General features: G+C 65.6%; 34 protein-coding genes. 24 read left to right on the top strand and 10 right to left on the bottom strand.

What is annotated here, in order from left to right:
* The first annotated feature begins 26 nt into the window (after positions 1–26).
* Complete coding sequence (locus LRS11_RS21205) at positions 27–1,067, top strand: AraC family transcriptional regulator (protein WP_260494797.1); 1,041 nt, start codon at positions 27–29, stop codon at positions 1,065–1,067.
* Positions 1,064–1,660: an ACP phosphodiesterase gene (locus tag LRS11_RS21200; RefSeq protein WP_260494796.1), complete on the top strand. Its 597-nt coding sequence runs from the start codon at positions 1,064–1,066 to the stop codon at positions 1,658–1,660. Before LRS11_RS21205 ends, LRS11_RS21200 begins: the two co-directional genes overlap by 4 nt.
* Positions 1,661–1,742: 82 nt before the next feature.
* Here LRS11_RS21200 and LRS11_RS21195 read toward each other — a convergent pair whose 3' ends face one another.
* On the bottom strand, positions 1,743–2,516 hold the full coding sequence (locus LRS11_RS21195) for a lysophospholipid acyltransferase family protein (RefSeq protein WP_260494795.1): 774 nt from the start codon (positions 2,514–2,516) through the stop codon (positions 1,743–1,745).
* 198 nt (positions 2,517–2,714) lie between these two features.
* Positions 2,715–3,470 carry an L-ornithine N(alpha)-acyltransferase gene (gene olsB, locus LRS11_RS21190; RefSeq protein WP_260496973.1) on the bottom strand — a complete coding sequence of 252 codons (756 nt, stop codon included), beginning with the start codon at positions 3,468–3,470 and terminating at the stop codon, positions 2,715–2,717.
* A gap of 172 nt (positions 3,471–3,642) precedes the next feature.
* On the opposite strand from olsB, the gene LRS11_RS21185 reads away from it, so the two are divergent.
* From LRS11_RS21185 to LRS11_RS21120, 14 genes are all read left to right on the top strand, one after another.
* The gene (locus LRS11_RS21185; RefSeq protein WP_260494794.1) at positions 3,643–4,524 is read left to right on the top strand and encodes an acyl-CoA dehydrogenase family protein; all 882 of its coding nucleotides are present in this window, start codon (positions 3,643–3,645) and stop codon (positions 4,522–4,524) included.
* Positions 4,525–4,858: 334 nt separating this feature from the next.
* Entirely contained in the window at positions 4,859–5,644 is a 786-nt protein-coding gene (locus LRS11_RS21180) for an MBL fold metallo-hydrolase (RefSeq protein ID WP_260494793.1), read from the top strand.
* Positions 5,645–5,727: 83 nt separating this feature from the next.
* Positions 5,728–6,843: a serine hydrolase domain-containing protein gene (locus LRS11_RS21175; RefSeq protein ID WP_260494792.1), complete on the top strand. Its 1,116-nt coding sequence runs from the start codon at positions 5,728–5,730 to the stop codon at positions 6,841–6,843.
* Complete coding sequence (locus LRS11_RS21170; RefSeq protein WP_260494791.1) at positions 6,840–7,172, top strand: amidase; 333 nt, start codon at positions 6,840–6,842, stop codon at positions 7,170–7,172. The genes LRS11_RS21175 and LRS11_RS21170 overlap by 4 nt, the downstream gene beginning before the upstream one ends.
* Before the next feature lie 282 nt (positions 7,173–7,454).
* Entirely contained in the window at positions 7,455–8,030 is a 576-nt protein-coding gene (locus tag LRS11_RS21165; RefSeq protein WP_260494790.1) for a YceI family protein, read from the top strand.
* Positions 8,027–9,184, top strand: a complete 1,158-nt coding sequence (locus LRS11_RS21160; RefSeq protein WP_260494789.1) for a phosphatidylserine/phosphatidylglycerophosphate/cardiolipin synthase family protein — start codon at positions 8,027–8,029, stop codon at positions 9,182–9,184. Before LRS11_RS21165 ends, LRS11_RS21160 begins: the two co-directional genes overlap by 4 nt.
* A 74-nt stretch (positions 9,185–9,258) precedes the next feature.
* Positions 9,259–10,563, top strand: a complete 1,305-nt coding sequence (locus LRS11_RS21155; RefSeq protein WP_260494788.1) for a cation:proton antiporter — start codon at positions 9,259–9,261, stop codon at positions 10,561–10,563.
* A gap of 22 nt (positions 10,564–10,585) precedes the next feature.
* The gene (locus tag LRS11_RS21150; RefSeq protein WP_260494787.1) at positions 10,586–11,308 is read left to right on the top strand and encodes a serine protease; all 723 of its coding nucleotides are present in this window, start codon (positions 10,586–10,588) and stop codon (positions 11,306–11,308) included.
* A 122-nt stretch (positions 11,309–11,430) separates the two neighbouring features.
* A complete protein-coding gene (locus tag LRS11_RS21145) occupies positions 11,431–11,667 on the top strand; it encodes a hypothetical protein (RefSeq protein WP_260494786.1) in 237 nt (78 codons plus the stop codon).
* Positions 11,664–11,876, top strand: a complete 213-nt coding sequence (locus tag LRS11_RS21140; RefSeq protein WP_173208650.1) for a CsbD family protein — start codon at positions 11,664–11,666, stop codon at positions 11,874–11,876. Before LRS11_RS21145 ends, LRS11_RS21140 begins: the two co-directional genes overlap by 4 nt.
* Before the next feature lie 113 nt (positions 11,877–11,989).
* Positions 11,990–12,829 (top strand): BON domain-containing protein, encoded by an 840-nt coding sequence (locus LRS11_RS21135; RefSeq protein WP_260494785.1) that lies wholly within the window; start codon positions 11,990–11,992, stop codon positions 12,827–12,829.
* Positions 12,830–12,986: 157 nt separating this feature from the next.
* A complete protein-coding gene (gene cls / locus LRS11_RS21130) occupies positions 12,987–14,372 on the top strand; it encodes a cardiolipin synthase (RefSeq protein ID WP_260494784.1) in 1,386 nt (461 codons plus the stop codon).
* Positions 14,369–15,256 carry a hypothetical protein gene (locus LRS11_RS21125; protein ID WP_260494783.1) on the top strand — a complete coding sequence of 296 codons (888 nt, stop codon included), beginning with the start codon at positions 14,369–14,371 and terminating at the stop codon, positions 15,254–15,256. Before cls ends, LRS11_RS21125 begins: the two co-directional genes overlap by 4 nt.
* A gap of 127 nt (positions 15,257–15,383) precedes the next feature.
* Entirely contained in the window at positions 15,384–15,542 is a 159-nt protein-coding gene (locus LRS11_RS21120; RefSeq protein WP_173208644.1) for a DUF3309 family protein, read from the top strand.
* A gap of 47 nt (positions 15,543–15,589) precedes the next feature.
* Here LRS11_RS21120 and LRS11_RS21115 read toward each other — a convergent pair whose 3' ends face one another.
* Complete coding sequence (locus tag LRS11_RS21115; protein WP_260494782.1) at positions 15,590–16,144, bottom strand: hypothetical protein; 555 nt, start codon at positions 16,142–16,144, stop codon at positions 15,590–15,592.
* A 211-nt stretch (positions 16,145–16,355) separates the two neighbouring features.
* On the opposite strand from LRS11_RS21115, the gene LRS11_RS21110 reads away from it, so the two are divergent.
* Entirely contained in the window at positions 16,356–17,063 is a 708-nt protein-coding gene (locus LRS11_RS21110) for an alpha/beta fold hydrolase (protein WP_260494781.1), read from the top strand.
* A gap of 274 nt (positions 17,064–17,337) precedes the next feature.
* Here the strand turns inward: LRS11_RS21110 and LRS11_RS21105 are convergent, their stop codons facing one another.
* Both LRS11_RS21105 and LRS11_RS21100 read right to left on the bottom strand, forming a co-directional pair.
* Positions 17,338–17,679, bottom strand: a complete 342-nt coding sequence (locus LRS11_RS21105) for a hypothetical protein (RefSeq protein WP_260494780.1) — start codon at positions 17,677–17,679, stop codon at positions 17,338–17,340.
* A gap of 54 nt (positions 17,680–17,733) precedes the next feature.
* Complete coding sequence (locus tag LRS11_RS21100; protein WP_260494779.1) at positions 17,734–17,943, bottom strand: hypothetical protein; 210 nt, start codon at positions 17,941–17,943, stop codon at positions 17,734–17,736.
* A 233-nt stretch (positions 17,944–18,176) separates the two neighbouring features.
* Between LRS11_RS21100 and LRS11_RS21095 the strand changes: the two genes are divergently transcribed.
* On the top strand, positions 18,177–18,749 hold the full coding sequence (locus LRS11_RS21095; protein ID WP_260494778.1) for a bacterioferritin: 573 nt from the start codon (positions 18,177–18,179) through the stop codon (positions 18,747–18,749).
* Positions 18,750–18,780: 31 nt separating this feature from the next.
* Here LRS11_RS21095 and LRS11_RS21090 read toward each other — a convergent pair whose 3' ends face one another.
* The 3 genes from LRS11_RS21090 to LRS11_RS21080 are packed head-to-tail and all read right to left on the bottom strand — an operon-like array spanning position 18,781 to position 19,967.
* On the bottom strand, positions 18,781–19,116 hold the full coding sequence (locus LRS11_RS21090; protein WP_260494777.1) for a hypothetical protein: 336 nt from the start codon (positions 19,114–19,116) through the stop codon (positions 18,781–18,783).
* Positions 19,113–19,577 carry a hypothetical protein gene (locus LRS11_RS21085; RefSeq protein ID WP_260494776.1) on the bottom strand — a complete coding sequence of 155 codons (465 nt, stop codon included), beginning with the start codon at positions 19,575–19,577 and terminating at the stop codon, positions 19,113–19,115. The genes LRS11_RS21090 and LRS11_RS21085 overlap by 4 nt, the downstream gene beginning before the upstream one ends.
* An 18-nt stretch (positions 19,578–19,595) precedes the next feature.
* Positions 19,596–19,967, bottom strand: coding sequence for a YqjD family protein (locus LRS11_RS21080; protein ID WP_260494775.1), 372 nt, complete (start codon positions 19,965–19,967; stop codon positions 19,596–19,598).
* Positions 19,968–20,235: 268 nt separating this feature from the next.
* Between LRS11_RS21080 and LRS11_RS21075 the strand changes: the two genes are divergently transcribed.
* The 6 genes from LRS11_RS21075 (at position 20,236) to LRS11_RS21050 (ending at position 24,625) form a co-directional block, all read left to right on the top strand.
* Entirely contained in the window at positions 20,236–20,490 is a 255-nt protein-coding gene (locus tag LRS11_RS21075; protein ID WP_260494774.1) for a hypothetical protein, read from the top strand.
* Positions 20,487–20,702, top strand: coding sequence for a general stress protein CsbD (locus tag LRS11_RS21070; protein WP_260494773.1), 216 nt, complete (start codon positions 20,487–20,489; stop codon positions 20,700–20,702). Before LRS11_RS21075 ends, LRS11_RS21070 begins: the two co-directional genes overlap by 4 nt.
* A gap of 129 nt (positions 20,703–20,831) precedes the next feature.
* On the top strand, positions 20,832–21,182 hold the full coding sequence (locus LRS11_RS21065; protein ID WP_260494772.1) for a hypothetical protein: 351 nt from the start codon (positions 20,832–20,834) through the stop codon (positions 21,180–21,182).
* A 73-nt stretch (positions 21,183–21,255) separates the two neighbouring features.
* Positions 21,256–21,657 carry a DUF4398 domain-containing protein gene (locus tag LRS11_RS21060; protein ID WP_260494771.1) on the top strand — a complete coding sequence of 134 codons (402 nt, stop codon included), beginning with the start codon at positions 21,256–21,258 and terminating at the stop codon, positions 21,655–21,657.
* A complete protein-coding gene (locus LRS11_RS21055) occupies positions 21,654–22,439 on the top strand; it encodes an OmpA family protein (RefSeq protein WP_260494770.1) in 786 nt (261 codons plus the stop codon). Before LRS11_RS21060 ends, LRS11_RS21055 begins: the two co-directional genes overlap by 4 nt.
* A 71-nt stretch (positions 22,440–22,510) precedes the next feature.
* Positions 22,511–24,625, top strand: a complete 2,115-nt coding sequence (locus LRS11_RS21050) for a putative bifunctional diguanylate cyclase/phosphodiesterase (protein ID WP_260494769.1) — start codon at positions 22,511–22,513, stop codon at positions 24,623–24,625.
* A gap of 174 nt (positions 24,626–24,799) precedes the next feature.
* Here the strand turns inward: LRS11_RS21050 and LRS11_RS21045 are convergent, their stop codons facing one another.
* Together LRS11_RS21045 and LRS11_RS21040 are read right to left on the bottom strand one after the other, a co-directional pair.
* Complete coding sequence (locus tag LRS11_RS21045) at positions 24,800–25,528, bottom strand: Crp/Fnr family transcriptional regulator (protein WP_260494768.1); 729 nt, start codon at positions 25,526–25,528, stop codon at positions 24,800–24,802.
* Positions 25,529–25,819: 291 nt separating this feature from the next.
* Positions 25,820–26,566, bottom strand: coding sequence for a Crp/Fnr family transcriptional regulator (locus LRS11_RS21040; RefSeq protein WP_260494767.1), 747 nt, complete (start codon positions 26,564–26,566; stop codon positions 25,820–25,822).
* Between the last annotated feature and the right edge of the window lie 213 nt (positions 26,567–26,779).

The following is a 26,779-nucleotide window of genomic DNA, read 5'->3' as shown; positions in this document are numbered from 1 at the left end:
TCGACTGGCTGCTGCTGGATCGCCCCATGAGCTCGACCGTCTCGCCACTGCAACCCTGCCTGCACCCGATCTACGCGCGGCTGCTGTGCGCCGCGTTGCGCCAGCGTGGCTTCGACGAGGCGCAGATCCTGCTCGGCACCGGGCTGGACTGGGCGCAGCTGCACAGCGACAACCGCTCCCTCAACTTCGCCCAGGTGCAGCGCCTGGTGCGGCGTGCCGTGCAGCTCACCGACTGCCCCTGGCTCGGCCTGCAGGTCGGCTGTGCGACCCAGGTTTCCGCCCATGGCCCGGTCGGCTATGCGGCCCTGGCCTGCGCCGACCTGCGTGGCGTGCTGCAGGTGCTCGAACGCTTCAGCGTGTTGCGCCTGAGCAGCCTGCGTCTGACCGGTTACCTGGAAGGCGAGCGCTATTGCGTGCGCGCCGACGAGGAATTCGATCTGGGCGATGTGCGCGAACACATCCTGGCGACCATCGCCGGCACCTTTCTGCGTCTGCTCGAGGCGGTCTGCGGCGCGCTGCCGGTGGGCGAGCTGCGTTTCACCTTTCCCTTCGCCGAGCCAGCCTGGGGTGCGCGCTACCGCGAGCTGCTCGGTCCGGGCGTGGAGTTTTCGGCCGACTGCTACAGCGTCAGCCTGCCGCTGGCGTGGCTGGATCGGCCGAGCCTGAGTGCCGACCCGCAGGCCGCGCGGATTGCCCTGCGCGATTGTGAACACCAGTTGCTCGGCGTGCGCGAGGGCGGGGACTGGACCACCCGCGTGCAACTGCGCCTGCTGGCCTGCGAGGGGCGCTATCCGACCCTGGGTCAGCTGGCCGACGAATATCACCTGTCTGAGCGCACGCTGATCCGCCGCCTGCGCGATGAAGGCGGCAACTACCAGCAACTGCTCGACGAGGTGCGCCAGGAACTGGCCTGCTGGCTGTTGCTGAACACCCCGCTGAGCGTCGAAGCGGTGGCCGAGCGCCTGGGCTACCAGGACACCAGCAACTTCAGCCGTACCTTCCGTCGCTGGTTGGGGATGACGCCCAATGCCTGGCGCAATGGCCAGCTCGCCGTGCCCGCGCCATGAACTACCTGGCCCATCTGCATCTGGGCGGCGACCAGCCCGAACAACTGCTGGGCAGCCTGTATGGCGACTTCGTCAAAGGTCGGCTGGAAGGGCGCTTCCCGCCAGAGATCGAGGCTGCCATCCGCCTGCATCGGCGCATCGACGTCTTCACCGACAGCCACCCGTTGACCGAGCAGGCTCGCGCGCGCTTTCCGGCCGAGCGGCGGCGGACGGCGGGGATTCTCCTTGATCTGTTCTTCGATCACTGCCTGGCCCGGCACTGGCAGGACTACGCCAGCGAACCGCTGCCGCAGTTCACCGCGCGGGTCTATGCCGTGTTGGCCGAACAGCCTGAGTTGCCCGCGCGTCTGGCGCATATTGCCCCGCGCATGGCGCAGCAGGACTGGCTGGGCAGCTACCGCGATTTTGCCGTGCTGGAACAGGTGCTGTGGGGCATGAGCCGGCGCCTGTCACGCCCGCAACTGCTGGACGGCGCCATGGCCGAGCTGGAGCGCCTGTATCAGCCGTTGCAGGAGGACTTTCGCGCCTTCTATCCCGAGTTGCGGCGCTTTGCCGGCCAAGCAATAAACCGCGATCCAGTCCTGCCCTTGTAGGAGCCAGCTTGCTGGCGATCTGCTGGTAGTCCGTGCGGTAAAGCATCGCCAGCAAGCTGGCTCCTACACGGGTGCGGTGGCTTCAGGCGGCTTGCTGGGCTGGCTCGCTGGCCTCGCCGAACAACGCCACGTGCACCGCACGTTGCGCCTGGCGGGCCAGGGCGTTGCGCTCCAGGCCGTGGCTGGCGATCGGTTCGAGCAGCTGGATCTGCACCGTGCTGCGCTCGCTGGCGAACAGGCGCAGCAGGTGCGAGGGCAAATCGTCGTCGCCGATAAAAGGCGCGATCGGGTCGGTCTGACCATTGCGCAAGTAACGGATCGCCACCGGTTGCACGGGCATGCCGGCCTCGATGGCGCCGGTCAGCAGGCGGCCGTGGAAGGTGCGCACCTGCTGGCCGTCGGTGGTGGTGCCCTCGGGGAAGATCAGCAGCGCATGGCCGCCCTGCAGGTAGCGCTGCAGCTGGCGGGCGAGCAGGGCGCTATCTCCTGAGCCTCTGCGGATAAACAGCGTACCGGCCTTGTGCGCCAGCCAGCCGGCCAGCGGCCAGGTGCGCACCTCGGCCTTGGACAGAAACGACAGCGGCAGCAGTTGGCCGAGCAGCGGGATATCGGTCCACGACACATGGTTGCTGAGCCACAGCATCGGCTCGCCGGGCAGCGTGCCCTGCACCTCGACATCGAAGGGCAGGGCGTTGCTCAGGCGGCGCAGGAACCAGCAGGTCAGGCGTTGGCGCAGGCCGAGCAGGTCGTGGCGGCGCAGGCGTTCGGCCAGGGCGACGCTGCTGGCCAGTAGCAGGCCGAGTAGCAGCACGGCGGCCAGACGGGTTAGGCGCAGATAGAGGCGGAGTTTGTTCATCGTGGCACTCGGGCGACGGAGGAGAGGCGTGTGCGAGGGTTTAGAGCCTGTTAACGATCTTTTTTGCCGATTCCTACACGGCGTGTAGGGCAGGTGCGGATCGCTTTTGCTCCCTCTCCCGTTCACGGGAGAGGGCTGGGGAGAGGGTTAGTGGACCAATTCCCTCTCCCCCTCTCCCACAAGTGGGCGAGGGGAGCGTTACACCGCGGCCTTGAAGTGCCTTGCATAGCGCGGACACAGCTCGTCACGCTTGAGCAGGATGAACACGTCGGCCACCTGGAAATCCTCGTCCCAGCACGGTTCGCCGCAGATCTTCGCGCCCAGGCGCATGTAGGCCTTGAGCAGCGGCGGCATTTCGGCGATGACGTTGCTCGGCACATCCAGGCTCGGCAGCGGTTTCTTCGGCTCGGCGCGCAGGTGCTCGTTGCACAGGTAGCGCTCGCGCAGGCGTTGCATGATCGCCTGGGCCTGGATGCCGCCGTCCTGCATGGGGATGCTGGCGCAGCCCATCAGGTAGCGGTAGCCACCTTCGTTGAGCACTTCGGCCAGCTCGCTCCACAATACGGCGATGGTGCCGCCGTTGCGGTAGGCCGGGTCGACGCAGGTGCGCCCCAGTTCCAGCACCGGCCCTTCGAGATGGGCCAGGCCGTGCAGGCAGAACTCCTCCTCGCTGTAGAAGCGGCCCAGGCTGGCCGCGGCGTGGTGGTCGAGCAGGCGGGTGGTGGCGACCAGGCGGCCGCTGTTGAGGTCGCGCACGCCGATGTGCTGGCAGTGCGGGTCATAGTCATCCATGTCCAGGCCGAGCTCGGCGCCATTCAGCTTGGCGTCGAATTCGCTGCTGAAGACGCTGTAGCGCAGGGCCTGGGCCTCACGCAGGGCAGCGGCCCCGAGCAGGCGTTCGGCGTGCAGACGGCGTTCGGCAGTGGTGTCGCGGGTGCGGGCGCTCTCGGTCATCATGTAGCCTCCGTAAGCCGGCCTTCAAAGAGTTGCGGCCAGTCGACTTTGTTGGGCAAGCTCAGGCTAGGAAGCGCCGGTGTCACCTCCGTGAAGCTTTGGTGATGCTTGCGTGACAGCCGTTTCAGTGATGCCCGCCGCTCAGCGTCGATTCGATAACTAGGAGTCCCTCATGCCCTGGCAACCCTTGCTGCAAACCCGCGATCGCCTGCCAGTCAGTGATCTGGAGAGCTGGTACGCCGCGCTGCTGGAACGGGTCGGCGAGGTCACCCCATTCGCCCTGGCCGTGCTCGGCGGGCGCCTGGCGGCGACGCCGGGGCTGGCTTTTCTGGCCGGCTACCAGGCGGCGTTGCGCGCCCTGTGGCCGGCGGCGCCCTGGTCGTTGGGCGCGCTGTGCGTGACCGAGAACAAGAGCACCCGCCCGGCGGACATGAGCACCCGCCTGCAGGACCTGCACCTGAGCGGGCGCAAGGATTTCGTCACTGCCGCCGAGGCCGCCGACTGGTTGCTGGTGGCAGCGCGCTGCGAGGAGGCGGGCAGCCCCGTGCGCCTGGCTCTGGGGGTGGCCCGCAACGGTGCTCCAGGGGTACGCATCGAACCGCTGCCGGCATTGCCGCTGATGCCGGATATCGGCCACGCCCGCCTGCACTTGGACCATGCGCTGTGCGAGCTGCTGCCCGGCGATGGCTGGGATGCCTACGTGAAACCCTTTCGCAGCATCGAAGACGTGCACGTGCTGACTGCCGTGACTGCCTGGCTGTACGGCGTGGGCCAGGACTGCGCCTGGCCGCAGGCCCTGCAGCTGCGCCTGCTGGGCCTGCTCGGTGGTTGTGCCGAGGTGGCGCGACAGTGCCCGAGCACGCCGGCCAGCCATGTGCTGCTGGCCGGGCTGTTCGCTCAGTTCGCCGCCCTGCGCGGCGAAGTGGATGCCGCCATGGCCAGCGGTCCTGCCGAGTGGGCGACGCTGTGGCAGCGTGATTGCAACCTGCTGGAAATCGCCCGCACTGCCCGCGCGAAGCGCCTGGAGAAGGCGTTGGCGGCACTGCAGTTGTAGGTGGATCGCGCTGCACCGATCCACCGTGCGGTGGTGGTGGATGAGGAAAGCGTCATCACCCTTGGCCTGATCCTGTAGGAGCCAGGGGGACACCTAGTCCTTGCTGGCGATAGGCAGACAGCGTCCCGCTGATCGCCAGCAAGCTGGCTCCTACACAAGGTTGTGCTGAATAACAGCACCTAGTCTGCGGCTGCTGATGCTTCGCCGCAAAGGGCTTGACCGGGTCTGGGGCGGGCTACCGGAGCCCTGCGTGAAGCCCCCTGCTTGATCCAGGTCAGTAAGCGCCACATGGCTTTCGACTATGGTCGCCTCGCGTTTTTCCTGTGAGGTTTCCATGCGCCGCGAGCCCATCGTGCTGTTTGATAACGGCACTCACCAATGCCTGATGTTCGATGACCTGGTCAGCGGCGAAGGTGTGCAATCCAACCAGTTCCTGATCACCGACCACGAGCAGTACCTGCTGCTCGATCCGGGCGGCGACCTGACCTATACGCCGCTGTCGCTGGAGCTGTCCAAGCACATTCCGGTGCAGTCGCTGACCTATATCTTCGCCTCGCACCAGGACCCGGACATCATCGCCTCGCTGGACAAGTGGCTGCTGCACACCAAGGCGCGGGTGATCTGCTCCAAGCTGTGGGCGCGCTTCCTGCCGCACCTGACGGCCAACTACCTGGCGCTGAGCCACGGCATCAACACCTACGACCGCATCATCGCCCTGCCGGATCGCGGCCAGTCGTTCACGCTCGGCAAGTGCAAGCTGCAGGCTGTGCCGGCGCATTTTCTGCACTCGGTGGGCAACTTCCAGCTGTATGACCCGGTCAGCCGTATTCTCTTCTCTGGCGACATGGGCGCCTCGATAGTCGACGACGCCAGCCCGGTCAACGACTTCGTCAACCACATCCCCAACATGGCCGGCTTCCACCGCCGCTACATGGCCAGCAACAAGGCCTGCCGCTTCTGGGCGCAGATGGTGCGTGAGATGAACGTGGCGATGATCGTGCCCCAGCACGGCCGGCCCTTTGTCGGCGAGGCGATGATCAATGCCTTCCTCGATTGGATCGAGCGCTTGGAGTGTGGCCTGGATCTGATGACCCAGGAAGACTATCGCTTGCCCGATTGAGGCCATTTCGGTCGCGGCGGCCATGTTATCTGTCACCTGACCCGTGCTAGGGTCGCGGCTTTCGATTGCCGCGAGAACGTCCGATGTCCCTTGCCCTGATGCGTCGCCTGAGCCTGGCCGGCCTCTGTGTGCTGGCTGCCAGCCAGGCGCTGGCCGAAAGCTGGCCGGCTGCCGAGTGGTCCAGCCAGCCAGTCACCCCGAGCCCCGCGCTCGACGCCCTGGAGGCTTACGCCTTTCCCGCCCGTGATGACAGCAGCCGCCTGGGTGTGCGCACCGATGCGCTGCTGGTGATCAAGGATGGTGTGCTGGTCTACGAACGTTATGCCGGGCCCAACAACGCGCAGACCCCGCACCTGGCCTGGTCGATCAGCAAGAGCCTGTTCGCCAGCGTGCTCGGCGTGGCCTACGGCGAAGGCCGCTTCAAACTGGATGACCCGGTGGCGCAGTACTATCCACCGTTCGCCAAGCATCCGGCGGTGAAAATGGGCCACCTGCTCAACTGGGCTTCGGGGCTGGACTGGCAGGAAGGCTACGAATACGCGCCGCTGACCTCCTCGGTGGTGGCCATGCTCTACACCCGTGGCCGGGGTGACAGCGCCGCCTTCGCGGCCACCCATGAGCTGGATAGCGTGCCCGGCACGCAATTTCGCTACTCCAGTGGCGACAGCAATGTGCTATCCGCGGCCCTCAAGCAGATGCTCGGTGAGCCGGCCTACCGCGACTATCCCTGGACCGCGCTGTTCGAGCCGCTGGGCATCACCTCGGCGACCTGGGAGCGCGACGCCAGTGGCACCTTGGTTGCTTCCTCCTACGCCTACCTGAGTGCCCGCGACCTGGCCCGTGTCGGCCTGCTCATGCAGCGCGACGGCCGCTGGGGCGAGCGCCAGCTGCTGCCGGCGTCCTGGGTGGCGTTCAACCGCACGCCGTTCGCCAACTATCAGCCCGATCCGCAGAAGCCCAATGGCGCCGTGCCCGGTGGCCAGTGGTGGCTCAACGCAGCCTTGCCGCAGAGCGCGCAGCCCTGGCCGGACGCGCCGGAAACCACCTTCGCCGCCCTCGGCCACTGGGGCCAGGGGCTGTATGTGCTGCCCGAGCAGAAGCTGGTGATCGTGCGTTTCGCCGATGACCGTGACGGCAGCTACCAGCACAACGAATTGCTCAAGCGGGCCCTGGCCGCCTTCGCCGGAGAACAGCCATGATCAAGCGCCATCCGTTTCTCGCCGCTGTGCTGCTGTTGCTAGTGACCCTGGTGCTGCTCGGCTGGAGTAACCGCGTTCATCTGGCGGCTTTCCCCGGCATCATCGGTGCCTATTCGGCCAAGGAGTACTGCTCCTGCCGCTACGTGGTTGGCAACCCGGCCGACTATTGCGCTGGCTACATCAAACAGTACCTGCCGCTCAGCGACTTCCTCGACGATGCCGCCGGCAAGCAGGTAACCGCCAGTAGCCTGGGCAGCAGCCACACAGCGCTGTGGCTTGGCGTGCGCGAGGGCTGTCAGCTGCAGCCCCAGGCCGCTGCGCTGCCTTGAGCCTGTGCAAAGGCTGCTGCGCGTCGGCCATGCAACGGGATAATAACTTTCTGGCAACACGGACAGTCCCCTCTCCCACGTGTGGGAGAGGGTTAGGGAGAGGGGCGCACTTGACCACGACGAATGGTCTGCCCAACCCTCTCCCCCGGCCCCTCTCCCGTGAACGGGAGAGGGGAGCAAAGCGCTTAAGTGAACAGCATTACGGAATGCCTGGCCGGCAGGCTTTGCATTGCCGGCCCGGGCCGCTATCGTTGCGCTGAAACAGCCAAGCCCAGTGAGCCCATGCCCAAGCTCTATGCCTTTCTGATTGCCGCCTGCCTGGCCCTGCCGGTGCAGGCCGACTGGTACCTGGATAACGAGTCCTCGCGCCTGTCGTTCATTTCCACCAAGGCCGGCAACCTCTCCGAGGTGCACCGTTTCCTCACCCTGCACGGCAAGGTCGATGCCAAGGGCGCGGTGCGGATGCGCGTGGAACTGGAGTCGGTGAGCACCGGCATCCCGGTGCGCGACGAACGTCTGCGTAATCTGCTGTTCCAGGTCGACAGCTTCCCCGAGGCGAAGATCATGGCCCAGCTCGGCCTGGCGCCGATCACCGACCTGGCGCCCGGCGCGCAGCTGGAGCTGAGCCTGCCGATCCAGGTGGAAATCAGCGGGCGCAAGCGCGGCTACATGGTCGAACTGCTGGCCACCCGCCTGGATGACCGACGCTTTCAGGTGGTGACCCTGGCGCCGCTGGTGCTGCATGCCGATGAATTCGGCCTGGCCGATGGCGTCGAGGCCCTGCGCAAGACGGCGCGGCTGTCAGCCATCAGTCTGTCGGTGCCGGTGGGAGCCGTGCTGATTTTCACCTCGCGATGACGGGCAGCATCTTCCCCTGGAAGGGCGGTAACCACTTTCAGTTGTTGGTCGACGGGCCGGCGTTCTTTCCCGCCATGCTGGCGGCCATTGCGCTGGCCGAACGGCGGGTGGCGCTGGAGCTGTATCTGGCCGAAGACGGCCGCTGCAGCGAAGCCCTGGTCAGCGCCCTGGTCGATGCGGCGCGGCGCGGCGTGGCGGTGCATTGCCTGTTCGACGATTTCGGTTGCCTGGGCTTTGGCAAGGCGCTGCGCCAGCGCCTGGCCAGCGCCGGCGTCGAGCTGCGTCTGTACAACCCGCTGCGCTGGCGGCGTGGGGTGCGCAACCTGTACCGCGACCACCGCAAGATCCTAGTGGTGGACGAGCGCGTCGCCTTTGTCGGCGGCACCGGCGCCACCGATGAGTTCTGGGATCCGCACGCCAGCAGCAGTGCCTGGCATGAAGTGATGGTGCAAATCGAGGGGCCGCTAGTGGCGCATTGGCTGCTGCTGTTCGATTTCCAGTGGCTGGCCTGCGAGGGCCGCCAGCCGTGGCGCGCCGACGGCAACTCCGGGCTGCCGCGCTTGCCGCCCAGCCCGCAGGCGGGGCAGGGCATGGGTCGGGTGGCCTATGCCAACGCCCGCCAGCACCGCGATATCGCCCACTCGCTGTTGCGCAGCGTGAGCCGTGCCAAGCAGCGCATCTGGCTGGCCACCCCGTATTTCCTGCCCAGCTGGAAGGTCCGGCGTTACCTGGTCAAGGCCGCCAGCCGTGGCGTGGAGGTGCGCCTGCTGCTCACCGGGCGGCATACCGACCATCCGCCGATCCGCTATGCCGGCCAGCGCTACTACCCGCGTCTGCTCAAGGCTGGGGTGCGCATCTTCGAGTACCAGCCGCGCTTCCTGCACTTGAAGATGGTGCTGGTGGACGACTGGGTCAGCGTCGGTTCGTGCAACTTCGACCACTGGAACCTGCGCTTCAACCTGGACGCCAACCTGGAGGCCTTCGACCCGGCGTTCAGTGGCGAGGTCGCCGAGTGCTTTGTCAGCGATTTCGCCGTCAGCCAGGAAATCACCCTGCAGGACTGGCACCAGCGTCCGTTGCTCAGTCGTCTCCGCCAGCGCCTGTGGGGCTGGCTGGATCGCCTGGTGGTCAATCTGTTCGACCGCCGTCGGTAAAGCATCGATAGCAAAGCGCGCCCACTAGGCGGATGCTCGGGACAGCTGTTCCCCTTTTTCCAGAGCCTTGCGCCATGTCCGTCGCCTTCTGGTTCTTCCTGCTGGGCGTACTGCTGATCAGCATGGTGCTGGTGCGCACGCTGCTGGCCCGCCTGCTGCTCAGCAGTGCCATGGTCTACCTGGCGGTGGGGGTGGCGCTGGGGCCGCTGGGGCTGGCGGTGCTGCGCCTGGACCCGGCTGCGCATGTCACGCTGCTGCTCTGGGCTGCCGAGCTGGCGGTGCTGATTTCCCTGTTCAATGTCGGCCTGAACATGGGCGCGGTGCCCTTGCGCAACCGCCGTTGGTTGCTGCCGCTGCGCCTGGCCTTTGTCTCCATGGCGCTCACCGTCGGCCTGATCACCCTGGTCGGCGTCTGGGGCCTGGGCCTGTCGCTGGGCGGCGCGGTGCTGCTCGGGGCGATCCTGGCGCCGACCGATCCGGTGCTGGCTTCCGGAGTGCAGACCCAACTCAGTGCCCATCCGGATCGTCTGCGGTTCAGCCTGTCGGGCGAGGGCGGCCTCAACGATGGCACGGCCTTTCCCTTCGTCATGCTCGGTCTTGGCCTGCTCGGGCTGCATGAACTGGGGGCCGGCGGCTGGCGCTGGTGGCTGATCGACCTGCTCTGGGCCACTTTCGCCGGTCTGCTGATCGGCGCCCTGGCCGGGGCGCTGATCGGCAAGCTGGTGGTCTACCTGCGTACCCGGCACCACCTGGCGTTGGGCCTCGACGAATTTCTCTCGCTGGGCCTGATCGCCGTGGCGTATGGTGCCGCGCAACTGTGCCTGGCCTACGGCTTCCTCGCGGTGTTCGCCGCCGGCCTGGCCTTGCAGCGGGTCAAGGAGCAGCCGCAGCGCGGCACCGCCTCCCTCGGTGCGGCGCCGCGGCAGAGCGGGCACAGCGAGGTTGAACTGGCGGCTCATTCGCACCATGCCAGCGAGGCCATGAGCCATGCAGTGCACGGGTTCAATGAGCAGCTGGAAAGCCTCGCCGAGCTGGCCCTGGTGCTGTTGGTGGGGGCGATGCTGGCCTACACCCAGCCCACCTTGAACATGCTCTGGTTCATTCCGCTGTTGCTGCTGGTACTGCGCAGCGTGGCGGTGCTGCTCGGGACCCTGGGCGAGCCCATGCTGCCGCGCCAACGCGGCATGACCTGCTGGTTCGGGATTCGTGGTATTGGTTCGCTGTTCTACCTGATGTTTGCCCTGCAGCAGGGGGTGAGCGGGGCGCTGGCCGAGCAGCTGGTCAGCCTGACGCTGCTGACGGTGGCGGCCTCGATTGTGCTGCACGGGATTTCGGTAGGGCCGCTGATGCGCTGGTATCAGCGCCGCGATAAAACATGAGTGACTTGGAGCGTATGGCCTGATGGCAAAGATTGAATCCCTGCTGCTGACCGCCGCGCGCATCAGCACCTTCGACGGCAGTTACCTGCTGACCAGTGCCAGCGGCTTCTTCTTCGCCCGTGACGAGCGCCTGTTCCTGGTGACCAGCCGGCACGTGATGATCGATGAGCCGAGCCAGCATTTTCCCGATCGCATCGAGATCGAAGTGCATACCGACCTGCACAACGTGGCGCAGTCCACCGGCTTCTCCATTCCGCTGTATCGCGACGGCAAGAGCCTGTGGCGTCAGGGCGAGGATGGCGCCGGCGAAATCGATGTGGCGGTGATCGAGATCGAGCGCGCGGCGCTGCCGGCGGCGATGATCTATTACGCCTTTACCCCCGAGCATTTGCCGCGTGCCGAGCAGCCCGTCGAGGTGGGCACCTCGCTGCTGGTGGTGGGTTTCCCCCTGGGCTTTCACGACACCCTGCACCATATGCCGGTAGTACGCCATGCCGTGGTGGCGTCTTCATTCGGTCTGCGCTTCCAGGGCCAGGGCTATTTCCTCACCGATGCGCGCACCCACCGTGGCACCAGCGGTGCGCCGGTGGTGATGCGCATGCCGGGGCCGGCCGAGTTGCCCTGGCTGCTGCTCGGCGTGCATTCGGCACGCCTCGATCTGGGCACACGCGACCTCGCCCTGGATGAAGCACTGGGCCTCAACTGCACCTGGTATGCCGATATTCTGCTGACCCTCACTGCGTGAGCCGTGCCTCGCGTTGAACCCGCTCTAAGCTCGCTAGCGCACCGACAGCCTTCCTGCCGCCTGCCATTGTCCTCTACCCGGATCGCCGCATTTTCGCGGCGCTCAGGAATCTAGAGGTCACCATGAACAAGCCTATCGATCAACGCACTCCCGGCAGCCCGAGCAAAGCGGCTGCGCCGACCCAGAAGGGCGGCAACAGCAGCACCCAGCCGTTCTACAGGGCCAATACGCTGAACAAGCAGGACGGCAATCAAGGCCCCGTCAAGGACAACCGCCAGGCTCAGCAGCCTCTCGCCAAGGACCCGCTCAGTGCGCCGGCGCGTGCGGCCAAGGCTGCTGACGAGCCGAAAAAATCATGAGCCTGCCCAGCGCGGACGAACTCAAGGGCAAATGGCAGCAGCAGGTGGGTGCCGCCAAGATCGCCTGGGGCAAGTTGACCGAGGATGAGCTGCTGAAATCCGAAGGCCATGCACAGAAACTCGCCGGCCTGGTGCAGGAGCGTTACGCCATCACCCGTGAAGAGGCGGACGAGCAGGTCAAGAGCTTCATCAAGAAATGCAAATGCTGAAGTAAGCCCGTTTCACCGTTGCGCCCAGGTGCAGCGGTGGCCCGCGGGTTCGTCGGGAACAGTCACCTGACTGCTCTCAAGGCATCACGTCTTTTCCCGAGTGGAGAAACACCATGAACATGATCAAGCAACCGCGCCAACTATTGCTCGCCGCCGCCATTGCCATGGCGCTAGGCACTACCAGCGTTGCGGCCATCGCGGCCTCGGCTTCCCAAGAAGTCACCAATGCCCGCCAGGAAACCCAGATCTGGACCACCTACGCGCTGAGTCCTTACCTGCGCGCCAATGACCTCAAGGTCACGGTGGACAACGGCAAGGCCACGCTCACCGGCAATGTCGCTGAAGACGTCAACAAGGACCTGGCCAACGAGATCGCCCTGGGCGTCAAGGGCATCACCGAGGTCGACAACCAGATTGTCGTCAATGCCGACTACCAGCCGCCCAAGCCCGGCAGCGAGCGCAGCTTCGGCGATACCATCGATGACGCCGGCATCACCGCGACCATCAAGTCGAAACTGATGTGGGGCAAGAGCACCGATGGCATGTCCACCAATGTCGATACCAAGTACGGCCGGGTAACCCTGCGTGGTACCGCGCAGAGCGCCGCCGAGCGCGATCTGGCCGGGCGCATCGCGATGAATACCCAAGGGGTGGTCGCGGTGGATAACCAGATCAAGGTCAATGCCCTCAAGCCGACCATGGCCGAAAGCAGCAAGAACATGGCCGATGAAGCGGGCGATGATATGTCCGACAGCTGGATCACCACCAAGGTCAAGTCGACCCTGCTCTACTCCAGCAATGTGGCCGGTTCGGCCATCGATGTGACCACCAACAAGGGCGTGGTCAGCCTCAGCGGCCGGGTCAATAACGGCGCCGAACAGGCCCTGGCCATCGAACTCGCGCAGAACGTGCGTGGGGTGAAAAGCGTGCAGTCCAAAGAACTGATCTTTTAACGCAGCGCATCTTGCTGCGGGGTCATCACGCCGGCGCATCAGCGCCGGCGTGGCGATCCGTTTGCAGCGATGCCCGGGAGAGGCTGCTGTCACGCACCGGGCCTGGCTGGCCGGGCCGCGCTAACTCCATCCCCCTCCATTGTTCGGAGGGTTTTTTATGTTCAGCCCCGGCTATTTGAAGCTGCTGCCCGTACTGTTTTGCCTGGCGCAGCTGGCGGCGTGCAGCGTATTGCCGACCCTGGTGCCGGACATGGCGCACAGCCCGTCGCCCGTGGCCCTGGATGGCAGCGACGGGCCGCTGTCGGCCGCGCGCAGCAAGGCCATCATCGAGCGCCTGCAGGCCAGCGGCGCGCCGACCCATATCTTCGACCTGCACCTGGCCATCGAGGAATCGATTAGCGGCAGCCCGCTGCTGACCGGCAACCGGGTCGACTTGCTGCAGGACGGGCCGAACACCTACCAGGCGATGCTCGCGGCGATCGACGCTGCTCGTGACCATATCAATATGGAAAGCTACATCTTCGACGGCGACGAAGTCGGCCAGCGTTTTGCCCAGGCGCTGATCGCCCGGCAGCGCGCGGGCGTGCAGGTCAACCTGATCCACGACAGCGTCGGCACCCTGGGCACGCCGCAGGCGTTCTTCAGCGAACTGGGCGCGGCTGGCGTGCAGATCGTCGAGTTCAACCCGGTCAATCCGCTGACCGCCAAGGCCGGCTGGCAGATGAACCAGCGCGACCACCGCAAACTGCTGATCGTCGACGGGCGCATCGCCTTTCTCGGCGGCATCAATATCAGCAGCGTGTACTCCGGCAGCTCGCTGCGCCTGGGCAGCCAGGCCGACCCCGAGCAAGGGTTGCCCTGGCGCGACACCCACCTGCGCCTGGAGGGGCCGGTGGTCAGTGAACTGCAGAAACTGTTCATCATCACCTGGGCCAAGCAGCGCGGCCCGCCGCTGCTGGCGCGGCATTACTTCCCGCCGACGGAGCCGCGCGGCAAGGAAGTAGTGCGCGCCATCGGCAGCTCGCCGGACGATCCCTACAGCCTGATCTACGTCACCCTGATCTCTGCCCTGCGCAGTGCGCAGAGCGAGATCTGGCTGACCAACGCCTACTTCGTGCCCGACCCGCAGCTGCTCGCCACCCTCAAGGAGGCGGTGGCGCGCGGCGTCGACGTGCGCCTGGTACTGCCCAGCAGCACCGACTCCTGGCTGGTGTTCCACGCCGGTCGGGCCTACTACGACGAGCTGCTGCAGGCCGGTGTGCGCCTGTACGAGCGCCACGATGCACTGCTGCATGTGAAGACTGCGGTGATCGATGGAGTCTGGTCGACCGTCGGCTCGACCAACCTCGACTGGCGCAGCTTCCTGCACAACCAGGAAGTCAACGCCGTGGTGCTGGGCAGCGACTTCGGCGAAAAGATGCGCGCGGCCTTTCGCGCCGATCTGGCCCAGTCGCGTGAAATCACCCTGGCGACCTGGCAGGCGCGGGCCTATCCGGTGCGCGCCCAGGAACTGTTCGCCCGCCTCTGGGAGTACTGGTTATGAAACCGATCCGCCTGCTGTGCCTGATGCTGCTGTGTGCCCCGACCAGTCTGTTGCAGGCGGCCGATGCGCCGAGCCTGCGTGCGCGCCACCAGGCGCTGGCGGCGCAACTGGCGAGCAACCAGTTCCAGCGCCCGCTGTACCTGGAATCGAGCCAGGCCGACAACCAGCTGCAGGGCGATATCTACGCCGAAGTGGCCCAGCCCTTCGCCCAGGCCGGCCCGGCGCTGCAAGGCATCGCGCAGTGGTGCGAGCTGCTGATCCTGCACCTCAACGTCAAGGCCTGCCACGCCTCGGCGGCGGACGCGCAGGCCATGCTCAAGCTGCATGTCGGGCGCAAGTTCGATCAACCGCTGGCCGATGCCTACCCCTTCGAGTTTCGCTACCAGGTCCAGGCCGCGACGGCCGACTACCTGCGCGTGGCGCTGCAGGCCGCAGAAGGGCCGCTGAGCACCAGCGACTACCGCATCGTCCTCGAAGTGCTGGCGCTGGATGAACAGCGCAGCTTCCTGCACCTGTCCTATGCCTACCGCTACGGCACGGCGGCCAACCTGGCCATGCAGGGCTACCTGGCCACCAGCGGGCGCGACAAGGTCGGCTTCAGCATCATCGGCCAGACCGCCAGCGGCCAGCCGATCTACCAGGGCGACATGCGCGGCGTGGTCGAGCGCAACACCATGCGCTACTACCTAGCGGTGGATGCCTACCTGGGCGCTTTGGCGCTACCGGCCACGGCACGCCAGGAGCAGCGGCTGAACGACTGGCACAGCGGGGTCGAACGTTATCCACGCCAGTTGCACGAGCTGGAGCGGGCGGACTACCTGGCCATGAAACAGCAGGAGATCGCCCGCCAGCAGGCACTGCAACAGGGCTCTGCAGGCGAGTGAAAGAGTGCCTGTGTGTGCGACGGCGTACAGATCAATCGGGCGGCTTGCGCCCATGCTGTGGGCATGTAGAGCACTGCTGCAACGCCTGCTAAACCCGTCCATTCCTTCACGCTGCAAGGGGAATCCCATGAGCTTGGGTACCATACTGCTGATCGTCCTGATCCTGCTGTTGATCGGCGCAATCCCGGCCTGGCCACACAGTCGCAGCTGGGGCTACGCGCCCAGCGGCGGCCTGGGCCTGGTGGTCATCATCCTGATCATTCTGGTGTTGCTCGGACGCATCTGAACGCTGCCCATGCCTGCGCATACGCGCAGGCATGGGACGTTACCCCACTATTCGAGGCGGACTTCGCGCGGTGTGATGACCATGTCGATGTCCTTGAATTCGCCTGCCGATGCCTTGATCACCTCGCGGGCGATGCTGGTTTCCTGCTCGTTGTGGGTTTTCGCCACCAGCACCACATCACCATGAGTAATTGCCGTGCTGATCAGTTCGGCGAAACGCCCGCCATGCTCGCCCGAGCCTCGTGCCGCAGCAATCGCGCTGCCGACGAAAGCGCCGATGAACGCGCCCCAGCCCAGCAGCATCAGCGGTGCCAGCAGCGGGCTGGCGGTGAACAGGCTGATGTCGTTGGCGATCAGGAAGACCTCCACTGCGGCGCCCAGGCCGATACCGATGCCGGCGCCGATGGCGCCCACCACCAGCATGTCCTTGAGTACGCCATTGCTGCGGCGCTGGGGTGTGGGGGCGGGCGGGGCATTGCCGTCGCCGCTGAAGATCTGCAGGTCTTCGTTGTGCAAACCACGTTGAATCAGTTGCGCCAGGGTGCTTTCGGCCGGCGCGCGCTGGGCGAAGAAGCCCGAGACGTTGTGGCAATAACGATCCATGGTGGTACTCCAGAGCGGGAACCGTACGCGACGGTTGAGCCCCGAGCCTGGGCGCGTGGGCTCTTGCCGTCTGTGCGCCCGCGAACGCAGGCGAGACTGCTGGTCTGGGTGCGTTGGCGCACGGTGGCGCCGGGCTGTGCCGAGGCATGCTGATGGGTATCGAACGGGGGCCACGGGGTTCCCGGCAGCACCACCTTCGCGGGGTATGCCCATGCACAAGCCACATCTTCTCCTGTTGCCGGGCCTGCTCTGCGATGCGCGGCTCTGGCAACAGCAGGCAACGGACTTGGCCGACCTGGCCCATATAACGGTCGCCGACCTGAGCCAGGCCGACTCCATTGCCGGGCTGGCCGACCAGGTGCTGGCCCAGGCGCCTGACCAATGCTTTGCCCTGGCGGGCTTGTCCATGGGCGGCTATGTCGCCCTGGAGATCATGCGCCGCGCCCCGCAACGCGTGCTCGGCCTGGCCTTGCTGGATACCAGTGCGCAGGCCGATAGCGACGCAGCCAAGCGGACCCGCATCGACCTGATGGGGCAGGCCGAAGAGGACTTTGCCGCGCTGGTGGTCAGCCTGCTGCCGAAGTTCGTGCACCCTGCGCATCTGCGTGATCCGGCGTTGATCGTGGTGATCACAGCCATGGCCCACAGCCTCGGTCGGGAGGTGTTCCTGCGCCAGCAGCGGGCCATGCTCGGGCGCATCGACAGCCGCCCGGGGCTGGTACAGATCCGCTGTCCGACCCTGGTGCTGTGCGGCTGGGAAGATGTCATCACGCCGCTGACCCTGCACCAGGAACTGGCCACGGCCATCGTCGGTGCGCAACTGGTGATGATCAAGGAATGCGGCCACCTGTCCTGCCTGGAGCAGCCGCAGGCGGTCACGCGTGCCCTAGAGACCTGGCTGCAGCGTTTGCCAGGCTGAGCGCGAGCAGGTAGCCGCGTAGATACTGTTATCAGCACAAGCTTTTGTGGGAGCCAGCTTGCTGGCGATCAGCGGGACGCTGTTTGCGTATCGCCAGCAAGCTGGCTCCCACAGGATCAGTTCGTAGGGCGGGTGAAACCCGCGGGTTTCACCCGCCCTACGAACTGCAGCGTTTGCCCGACTGACGGGGGAGCCTGTGGTGGATGAACAGAGCGTCATCCACCCTACGCTTTCTGCAACCCCGCGCCGGCCCTGGGCGATGGTGAACAGGCTCTTACATCAATTGATCGATGAGCACCGCGTTGCTGTAGATCAGGCTGCCATCGTTGAGGCGGTGGCCGACCAGGTGGAACTGGCCACGCTGGTCATCCTCGCGCAGGTAGACGCGCAGCTTGCAGTCGGTCAGCGGGCCGTAGCCCACGGGCAGGTGCAGGTCCAGCGTGTGCAGGTCGACCTCGACCATGACTTCCTTGGCGTGGCCCTGCTGCAGCTGTTCCTGAGCCTGTTCAAGGTGCTGGTGGTCGTCGCCGCTCAGATAGAACTCGATGTGCTCGATCGGCGTGGATTGCGCTGCGCCACTGGGCTTGTACCAGCCTTCGATACTGAAGCTGCTCATGGTCATACCTCATGCTGTAGGGGCAGGGCACTGGAGTGCCTTGCCGGAGAGGGGTTAGGGCAGCAACTGCCAGACCTCGGCATTGGCCAGCTCCTGGATGCTGGCGTGTTGCGGCTCGCCGTGGATCGGGCTGAGCTCGTAGCTGCAGGTCGACTCATAGGTGGCCGCGTAGCGGATGCCGCTGAGTTTGTGCAGGTAGAGCTGCAGTGGGTGGCACTGCGCGTTGATGTGCTGGACCCGATGGGATTCGATCATGCCGTTCATTGCGTGGCCTGCTGCAGCGCGTGCTGCTGTGGTTTGTTTCATCCTGCGCGCCGCTTGGGGCAAGGTCTGTACGCCATCGAACTGAGTCCGCCAAGCACCGAGCCGGCCCTGCTAGCCGCAGCAGATGTTGCGCGCGCCGGCGCCGTGGCAAAACGCCGAACTCTGTACGCCGGCGCACCGACCCGGCCAGGCGCCGCGGGCAAGCTGGACAGCCCACAGACAAGGTGACCGTCATGCAGAGCAAAGTGCTTTTAAGCAGTGTCGCAACCCTGCGCCAGCAGGCCCGTGAACATATCGAACAAGGTGCCGTGACCGCCGGCTACAACGCCGATCGCAGCGAGGTGCTGCGGCTGCTCAACGAAGCCCTGGCCACGGAAATCGTCTGCGTGCTGCGCTACCGGCGCCACCATTTCATGGCGCGCGGTATTCACGGCAAAAGCATCGCCGATGAGTTCCTCCGGCATTCCAACGAGGAGCAGGGCCATGCCGACCTGCTGGCCGGGCGCATCGTGCAGCTCGGCGGCGAGCCGGATTTCGCCCCGGACAGCCTGAGCCGCCGCAGCCATGCGGAGTACGTGGCGGGCGCTTCGCTGCTGGAGATGATTCGGGAAAATCTGGTGGCCGAGCGCATCGCCATCGACAGCTACCGCGAGCTGATCCAGTACCTCGGCGACCAGGACCCGACCACCAGCCAGTTGCTCAAGGGCATTCTCGCGGTGGAAGAGGAGCACGCCGACGAACTGGCCGACCTGCTGGAAACCCTGCCGGTCAAACCCTGGACGCCGCACGCCGCGCTCCTTGAGTGAAGCTACCTAGGATCGGTTGCCGTGGTGGTGGTCAATCAAGCGGCAAGCGACCCTGGCGCTCGTCGTCGGGCGCTGGCAGCAGCGGTGGGTTGTGCGTTGCCGAATGCAGCAGCCTGGCCAGCAACAGCGCACCGCCCAGGCCGCGCACCAGGCGCGGGCCGAGCAGCACCATGGCCACTTGCGAGGCCAGGCGCAAGGCCACGGCCGGGCGCTGGGTGATCAGGCGCATGGTCAGGCTGCGTGGAAAGACATCGTTCAGCGGGCCACTGGGCGCGAGCAGATGACGGATGCGTTGGCGTTGCAGGAACAAGCGACGGCGCAAGGCCAGGCGTTGTTCGCTGAGGGGAATGACGGGGTCTGTGCTCATAACCTGCTCTTGAGTAGGGCGAGATCCGCGGCCAGCTCTGCGCGGGTGGCGGCAAAGCTTGCGCTGCTGCGTGCCGCCAGCAGCCGGAAGCGGTACCAGGCGCCGGCGCAGCCGAGCCCATGCACCAGCAGCAGGCCGAGCAATACGGGAATCCGGTAGGGGGTGGCCCAGCTCAGCAGCAGTACCAGGGCGCTGCAGAGCAGCAGCAGGGTCAGGCCACAGGCAAAGCCGAACAGGGTGGCCAGCAGCATGTGCAGCAGGCGATTGCGTTCTTCCGCCCACTCCACCCGCGCCAGTTGCCCATGCAGGGCCGTTTGCGCCAGCAGCGCACGGCCTGCCGAGCGCAGCAGACGCAGCAGCGCGAACAAACTCAGGTCGTTAGGCGGCGGGCCCAGGTGGGCCTGCGCATCGGCGCGCGTCTGATCGACGGACGCCGCTTGCTCCTCAGGTTGATGGGTCATTGTGCAGGCAGGCTATGGCTAGCTGCGCCGCGCGATCACGAGACCGAACAGGAAGGCAATGGCGGCGCTGGCGCCGACGGCTTTCCAGGGTTGCTCGTGGACGTAGGCATTGGTCACGTTGGCGGTCTGTCGGGCACGTTGCACCACCGTTTCTCCCATGCCCTCGGCGGAGGCCTTGGCGCTGGCGATCCGGGCATTGAGCTTGACCCGCGCACGGGCCAGGTCATCGCCGGTCAGCGAGGTGGTTTCCTTGATCAGGTCCTCGATGTCCGCGAGGAAGTTGTGAAACTCGCGGGAGACGTTGGACTGCGTGCCGGCATGGTTGCTTTTGGCGCTGTTGGCGCCTTGGCCGAGGTTGCCTGGCTCGTTGATGTTCGTCGGATTCTGCATGGTTGGCTCCTTCTGGGTGGCATCGCCGCAAGGCGGCGGGTGCGCAACCGCTGGTAAGGCGAGTCGGCTGACGCGGTGATTGGCAAGCCTGGGCGCTGGCTGTCGTGGTGTCTGTGCGTCAGCGAACGCAGCCCGGTATTTGCTTGCCTGAGCGAAATTACCTGCGCCTATGCGCGCCAGCGTACGGACGGGCCCTGGACGGGCTGCCATCGTCTTCATCCCGAGTTGCGTCCTTTGTTCGCTGCCGGAGGTTCTACAGGAGGTCATCATGCCCACGCCGATTGCTCCGCAGCTGCCGGTAATACCTGCTCCGCCTGCCGAGCGGCCGAATCCGGATGTCGCCCCGCCGCCAATTGGTGATCCGCGGCAGCAGCCGCTGCCGGGTGAACAGCACGACCCGTTGCTCAATCCCTGGCCGGAGCTCAAGGAGCCCAGGCGTAGCGAGCGAGAAGAGCTGCTGGATGGCTACTCGGGCCCGGCAGAGGACGATGAGCGGTTTGCCAGCATCGAGCCGTATCAGTGAGCGGCCTGCTCAGTGCCGCCCAGTTGTGCGGCCAATGCAAGCAGCAGATTGGGGTTGTCACGCGGGCCTGGGGCCATTTCACCGACAACCAGCGGTTGATCAAGCGGGGCCAGGCGCTGCGTCTGGCGGGGCTGTTGCAGGCGCGCTACGCCTTCTCGCGTGACGAAGCCGATGCCCAGGTCAAGGCGTTCATCGAGAAGAGCAAGTGTTGAGCTGAGCTGAGCCAGGTTGCCTGACGCTTCGTCCATCGCAGTGGATCTTGGCCCCTGGAGCTTTCAGTGGGGTTTTCACTTTTTCGGCGTGGTGCCTCAAGCAGCCGTCACGCCCGTTGGAGAAACAGCATGAGCACCTATTCGCGCACCCTGATGCTCGCCTTCGGCCTGGCCCTGGCGATGTTGGCGATCGGCAGCCTGGCCGTTGCCCTGAGCCTGTCCCAGGACGCTGCGGCGGCACGCCAGCAGGCGCTGGTGTGGAAAACCTATGCCCTGGCCGTACATAGCCAGGGCCTGCTGGCGGCCCACGACGATGGTCAGGGCTGCAGCGATTCACCCTGTTGCGTGGCGGCTGTCGAGCACCCCGTCGAGTGGTTGCCCGCGCACGAGCCATTGCATGCCGTGGAGCTGGAAGGTTTCGAACTGCAGGCGGCCATCACCGCCAGCGACCGTTTGCTGGTGCGCGGCTTCAGTTTCTGAGGCTGCGCACTTGGCACACCCACCCGCACAGCGTCTGCCCCGTTGCAGCGCTGTTGTCTTCGAGGACAACACCATGAACCTGACCCCGCAACCCACCCGCCGCACTACCGCGTTACGCCTGCTCGGCGGTTGTGCCGGCCTGCTGTTGCTTGGCGCCTGTGCCTCACCTGAGCCACCCAGCCAGGCCCTGCAGGCCGCCGAATCGGCGATCAGCAATGCCGAGCGCGCCCGCGTTGCCGATTACGCCGCGCCGGAACTGGGCGTGGCCCGCGACAAGCTGCTGGCCGCCAATAACGCGGTGAAGCTGGACGAGATGCTGCTGGCCGAACGCCTGGCCCAGCAGTCGCGCGCCGAGGCCGAGTTAGCCCTGGCCAAGTCCCAGGCCGCCAAAGCCAAGGTGGTGAATGACGAGATGCGCAAAAGTACCGACAGCCTGAAACAGGAAATGCAACGCAACACGGGAGTACAACAATGAACACTGTGCAGAACCTCCATCTCTTCAGTGCGCTGGCCATCTGTGTAGCGCTCGCCGGTTGTGCCGCACCGAGCACCCCACCAGGCGCTGCCGCCACCCGTGACAAGCTGACCCTGCTGCAAGGCGATGCCGAACTGGCCAACCGTGCCCCGGTGGCCATCAAGGACGCGGAAGTCGCGGTGATCGCCGCCGAGCAGCCGCGCAAAGGCAATGCTGCGGAGCAGGAGCTGGGCCAGCACCTGGTGGTGATGGCCGACCGCAAGGTGGAAATTGCCCGTGCCGTGGCGCAGGCGCGCTTTTATGAAGACCAGCGCCAGTCGCTTAGCCAGCAGCGCGAGGGAGCCCGTCTGGATTCGCGCACCGCGGAGGCCGATGAGCTGCAGCGTCAACTCAATGCGCTGAATGCCAAGCAGACCGAACGCGGCATGGTCATGACCATTGGTGACCTGCTGTTCGCCACCGGCGGTGCGGAGTTGCGCAGTGCCGGCGCCAACGATCTGGGCCGGCTGGCGCAGTTTCTCCAGCAGCACCCGGAGCGCGACGTGCTGATCGAGGGGCACACCGACAATGTCGGCAGCGACGCCGCCAATTTCAGCCTGTCGCAGCGCCGCGCCGAGTCGGTCAAGGCCTACCTGCTGCGGCAGGGCGTGGCTTCCAGCCGCCTGGATGCCTCCGGCAAGGGTGAGAACTCCCCCGTGGCGGGCAATGAATCGGCCTCCGGCCGCCAGTTGAATCGGCGTGTGGAAGTGATCATCAGCAATACCCTCAGCTCCCTGCGTTAAGACGCAGCGTCCGTGGCACTCATGCAGTCGATTGTGGCGTGGAGCAATATTTCCGGCAAAGGAGTGTGGTTATGAGCTACAGAGTGCTGATTGTGACTGCGGATGCCACCGACTGCAGCGGGCTGCAGGACATGCTGTTCGATGCGGCGGACGGCTCTTTCGTCAGCGAACGGGTCACCCGTCTGGATAGGGCGATGACCCGCCTGCAGGGCAGCGGCATCGACGCCGTGCTGCTCGATCTGGCGCTGCCCGATAGCCAGGGTATCGCTACCTTTCTGGCGGTCTTCGCCGCCGTGCCGCACCTGCCCATTCTCACCCTGTGTGCGCCGGAGGACGAACCGCTGGCGCTGGAATCACTGCGTTGTGGGGCCCAGGGCTATCTGCTCAAGGGGCGTTTCGCCAGCTACCTGGTGGCGCAGTCGCTGAGCAATATCATCCAGCGCAAGACGGTCGAGGCGCGCCTGCTGGTGGAGCAGGCGCGTGCCGAAACCACCCTCAACTCGATCAGCGATGCGGTGATCGGCACTGACCTGCAAGGCCGCATCGACTACCTCAACCTGGCGGCCGAGCGTATGACCGGCTGGACGCGCGAGGAGGCGCGCGGGCAACCGATTGCGCAGATCCTGCAGCTGATCAGCGGGGCCAGCGCTGCTGTCGTACCCAGCCCGGTCGACCAGGTTCTGCAGGAGGACGCCGAGGTTGGCATGGCCGCCGGCACCATCCTGATTCGTCGCGATGGCAGCAATGTGGCGATCGAGGACTCGGCCGCGCCGATCCATGATTCCGATGGCCAGATCAGCGGGGCGGTGGTGGTGTTCCACGATGTCACCGCGGCGCGCGCCATGGCCATGAAGATGGCCTACCTGGCCCAGCACGACTTCCTCACCAAACTGCCTAATCGGGTGCTGCTCAACGACCGCATCGCCCAGGCGATCAGCCTGGCCGAGCGCAGTGGCAACTCCATTGCCCTGATGTTTCTCGACCTGGACAACTTCAAGCACATCAACGACTCGCTCGGCCATGGCGCCGGCGACAAGCTGCTGCAGTCGGTGGCGCTGCGCCTGGCCAAGTGCGTGCGCAGCTCGGACACGGTGAGCCGCAATGGTGGCGACGAGTTCGTCGTGCTGCTGGCCGAGGGGCGCAACATGCAGGATGCCAGCCTCACCGCGCAGAAGATCCTCGCCGCGCTGGCCATTCCCCATCGCATCGACCAGCACGAACTGCGGGTGACCAGCAGCATCGGCATCAGCGTGTACCCCGCCGATGCCGGCAGCGCCGAAGCCCTGTTGAAGAACGCGGACACGGCCATGTACCACGCCAAGGAAGCGGGGCGAAACAACTACCAGTTCTTCAAGCACGACATGAACGTGCGCGCGGTCGAGCGCCAGGTCATCGAGCACAGCCTGTGGCGTGCCCTGGAACGGCATGAGCTGGTGCTGCACTACCAGCCCAAGGTCAACCTGCAGACGGGCAGCATCACCGGTGCCGAAGCCTTGCTGCGCTGGGTGCATCCGCAGTGGGGCATGACCTTTCCCGAGCGCTTCATGACGGTGGCCGAGGAGTGCGGGTTGATCGTGCAGATTGGCCAATGGGTGCTGCGCGAGGCCTGCCTGCAGACCTGCCAGTGGGAGGCTGAGGGGATAGTGCTGCCTTCGATCGCGGTGAATGTATCGGCCCTGGAATTTCGCCATCCGGGCTTTGTCGACGGGGTGCGCAGCATTCTCGAGGAAACTGGACTGGAGCCGAATCGGCTGCAGCTGGAGATCACCGAGAGCGTGCTGATGCGCGATGCTGATGCCAGTGCCACGGTGCTGCATCAGCTCAAGGCCATGGGTGTGCAACTGGCCATCGACGATTTCGGTACCGGCTATTCCAGCCTGAGCTACCTGCTGAAGTTTCCCATCGATGTGCTGAAGATCGACAAGTCCTTCGTGCATGCCATCAGTGCGGCCCACGGCAACGGCATCATCGTCCGCGCGGTAATCGCCATGGGCGCCAGCCTGCACTACCAGGTGGTCGCCGAGGGCGTGGAAGACCAGGCGCAGCTGCTCTTTCTCAAGACCGAACAGTGTGGCGAAGGGCAGGGCTTCCTGTTCGGTCAGGGCCTGGTCGCCATGCAGTTCGCCACCCTGCTGTTGGCCAGCGAGGCCAGCGTATCGGCTGCTGCACTGGCGCCGGTGGACTGAGAGTCTGAGCAATATCCCTACCCTGGTGCACTGCGCTTTTGCCCCCTCTCCCGTTCACGGGAGAGGGTTGGGGAGAGGGTGAGTGGGCCAACTCTTGTTTCCCCTGTTCTAGATTGTTGTTCCTGCGTCACCCTATCGCCTGCATCCATGCAGTCCGGGGCGTTTGCCTGCCACTCAGGCGGGCGCCGCGACCGGTGCGCTGAACAGCCGCGCATAGTCGGCGCTGAGCGCGTTGTAGCACTCGCAGGCGGCGGCCTCCAGGCCCAGGCGGTCGAGGATGGTGATCTGCCCACGGCTGTAGTGGATCAACTGGCGCAACTGCAGGGCACCGGCGGCGATGGTCACGCCGCTGCGGCGCACGCCAAGCATTTCGGCGAGGTATTCGTGGGTCAGGTGGAAGTTGTCCGCATGGGCACGGTCGTGGGTCATCAGCAGCCAGCGCGCCAGGCGCGGCTCGACCTCGTGGAAGTGCCCGCAGGCGGCGTTCTGCGACAGCTGCGTGAGCAGTACATAGATATAGCGTTTGAGGGTACGCAGCAGGTGCGGACACTCCGGCAATAGCTGGCGCAACCGCGTGGCACCGATGCGCCAGGCGCTGCCGTGGCCCTGCGCCACGGCGCGGCAGGGCGCGGCGTTGACGCCCAGGGCCAGGGTGGCGCCGAGCATGCCTTCGTTGCCGATCAGGCCCAGTTCCAGCGGTGGGTGTTCGCCCAGGGCGGTGACCAGGGAGATGAAGCCGCTAAGGGGAAAGTACAGGTAGCGAAAAGGCTGGTCGGCCTCGCAGAGGATCTTGCCGAATACCAGTTCGACCTGTTCGCAGTCCTGCAGGATTTTGTTGCGTTCCTTGCGTGGCAAACCGTCGAGCAGCAGGTTGGTGATGGGTGGTGGCTGAGCGATGAGCATGGGGGCGTCCTGCAGCACCGGGCGAGCCGAGTGTGGCGCGGGAAGGGTGCTTGGCAGTCCCGTTTCCGCAGTCTGCGCGACGGGCGGCAGGCGATCTGTACGTTACTGCACCTAGTGGCCTGTTTGGCTAATTCAACTATTCAATTTCGGCGCCAGACTTCGCCATACGGCGTTGCCGCTCCTCACCGTAGCCCTGCTACGACTCGTCGCGGCGCTTTGTCTGGCAAACCCTGGCACTCAAACTTGAATGCACGAATTAGCCGCACAGGCCATTAGTCGCGGGTTTCGCTGCTAGGCCGTGGTCGGGGCGCCGACGGGCTTGCGTTGGGGGATATAGGGCAGCAGGCGGTCGGTTTCGCGCTTGACCACCTCGTAGCACTCGCAGCTCAGTTGTTCGAGCTTGTGCCGGTCGATCACGGTGATATGCCCGCGGCTGTATTCGATCACGCCCTGGCGCTGCAGCTTGCCGGCCGCCTCGGTGACGCCTTCGCGGCGCACGCCGAGCATATTGGCGATCAGTTCCTGGGTCATGGTCAGGTGATTGCTCGGCAGGCGGTCCAGTGACAGCAGCAGCCAGCGACAGAGCTGCTGGTCGATCGAGTGGTGGCGGTTGCACACGGCGGTCTGCGCCATCTGGGTGATCAGCGCCTGGGTGTAGCGCAGCATCAGCACCAGCAGTTCGCCATGGCGGTTGAACTCGTCCTTCAGGCGCTGGCCCTGCAGGCGGTAGGCATGGCCGCCGCTCTGCACGATGGCGCGGCTCGGCGTGCTTTCACCGCCCATGAACAGGGCGACGCCGACCAGGCCCTCGTTGCCGACCACGGAAATCTCTGCGGACGCGCCACTTTCCATGACATACAGCAGGGAAATGATCGAGTCGGTGGGGAAGTACACGTGGCGCATGGTGTCGCCCGACTCGTAGAGCACCTTGCCCAGGGGCATCTCGACCCGTTCCAGATGGCTGAACAGACGCTGCTGCACTTCGCCCGAGAGGGCCGCCAGCAGGTGGTTCTGCTGGGGCGTTGTGGCTGCGGCCATGACGATCTCCATCCTAGAAGTGAGCGGTACAACTGACCCAGCATACGCGCCTGTGGGCTGCGCTCTGTTCGGTATCGCACATAAGAACGGAATTGCCAGGGCTGCTGACCGATGGTGCTGCCTGGCGCGGTTGACGGCTCAGCGCTGTAGCCCGGATTTCAGTCCAGGAGCCGGTAGGCGTGCCCCGGACTGAAGTCCGGGCTACCGGCCCGT

The organism is Pseudomonas sp. J452, assembly GCF_024666525.1.
In the GTDB taxonomy this organism is placed as follows: domain Bacteria; phylum Pseudomonadota; class Gammaproteobacteria; order Pseudomonadales; family Pseudomonadaceae; genus Aquipseudomonas.
This window is presented reverse-complemented; position numbering and strand designations above follow the sequence as displayed.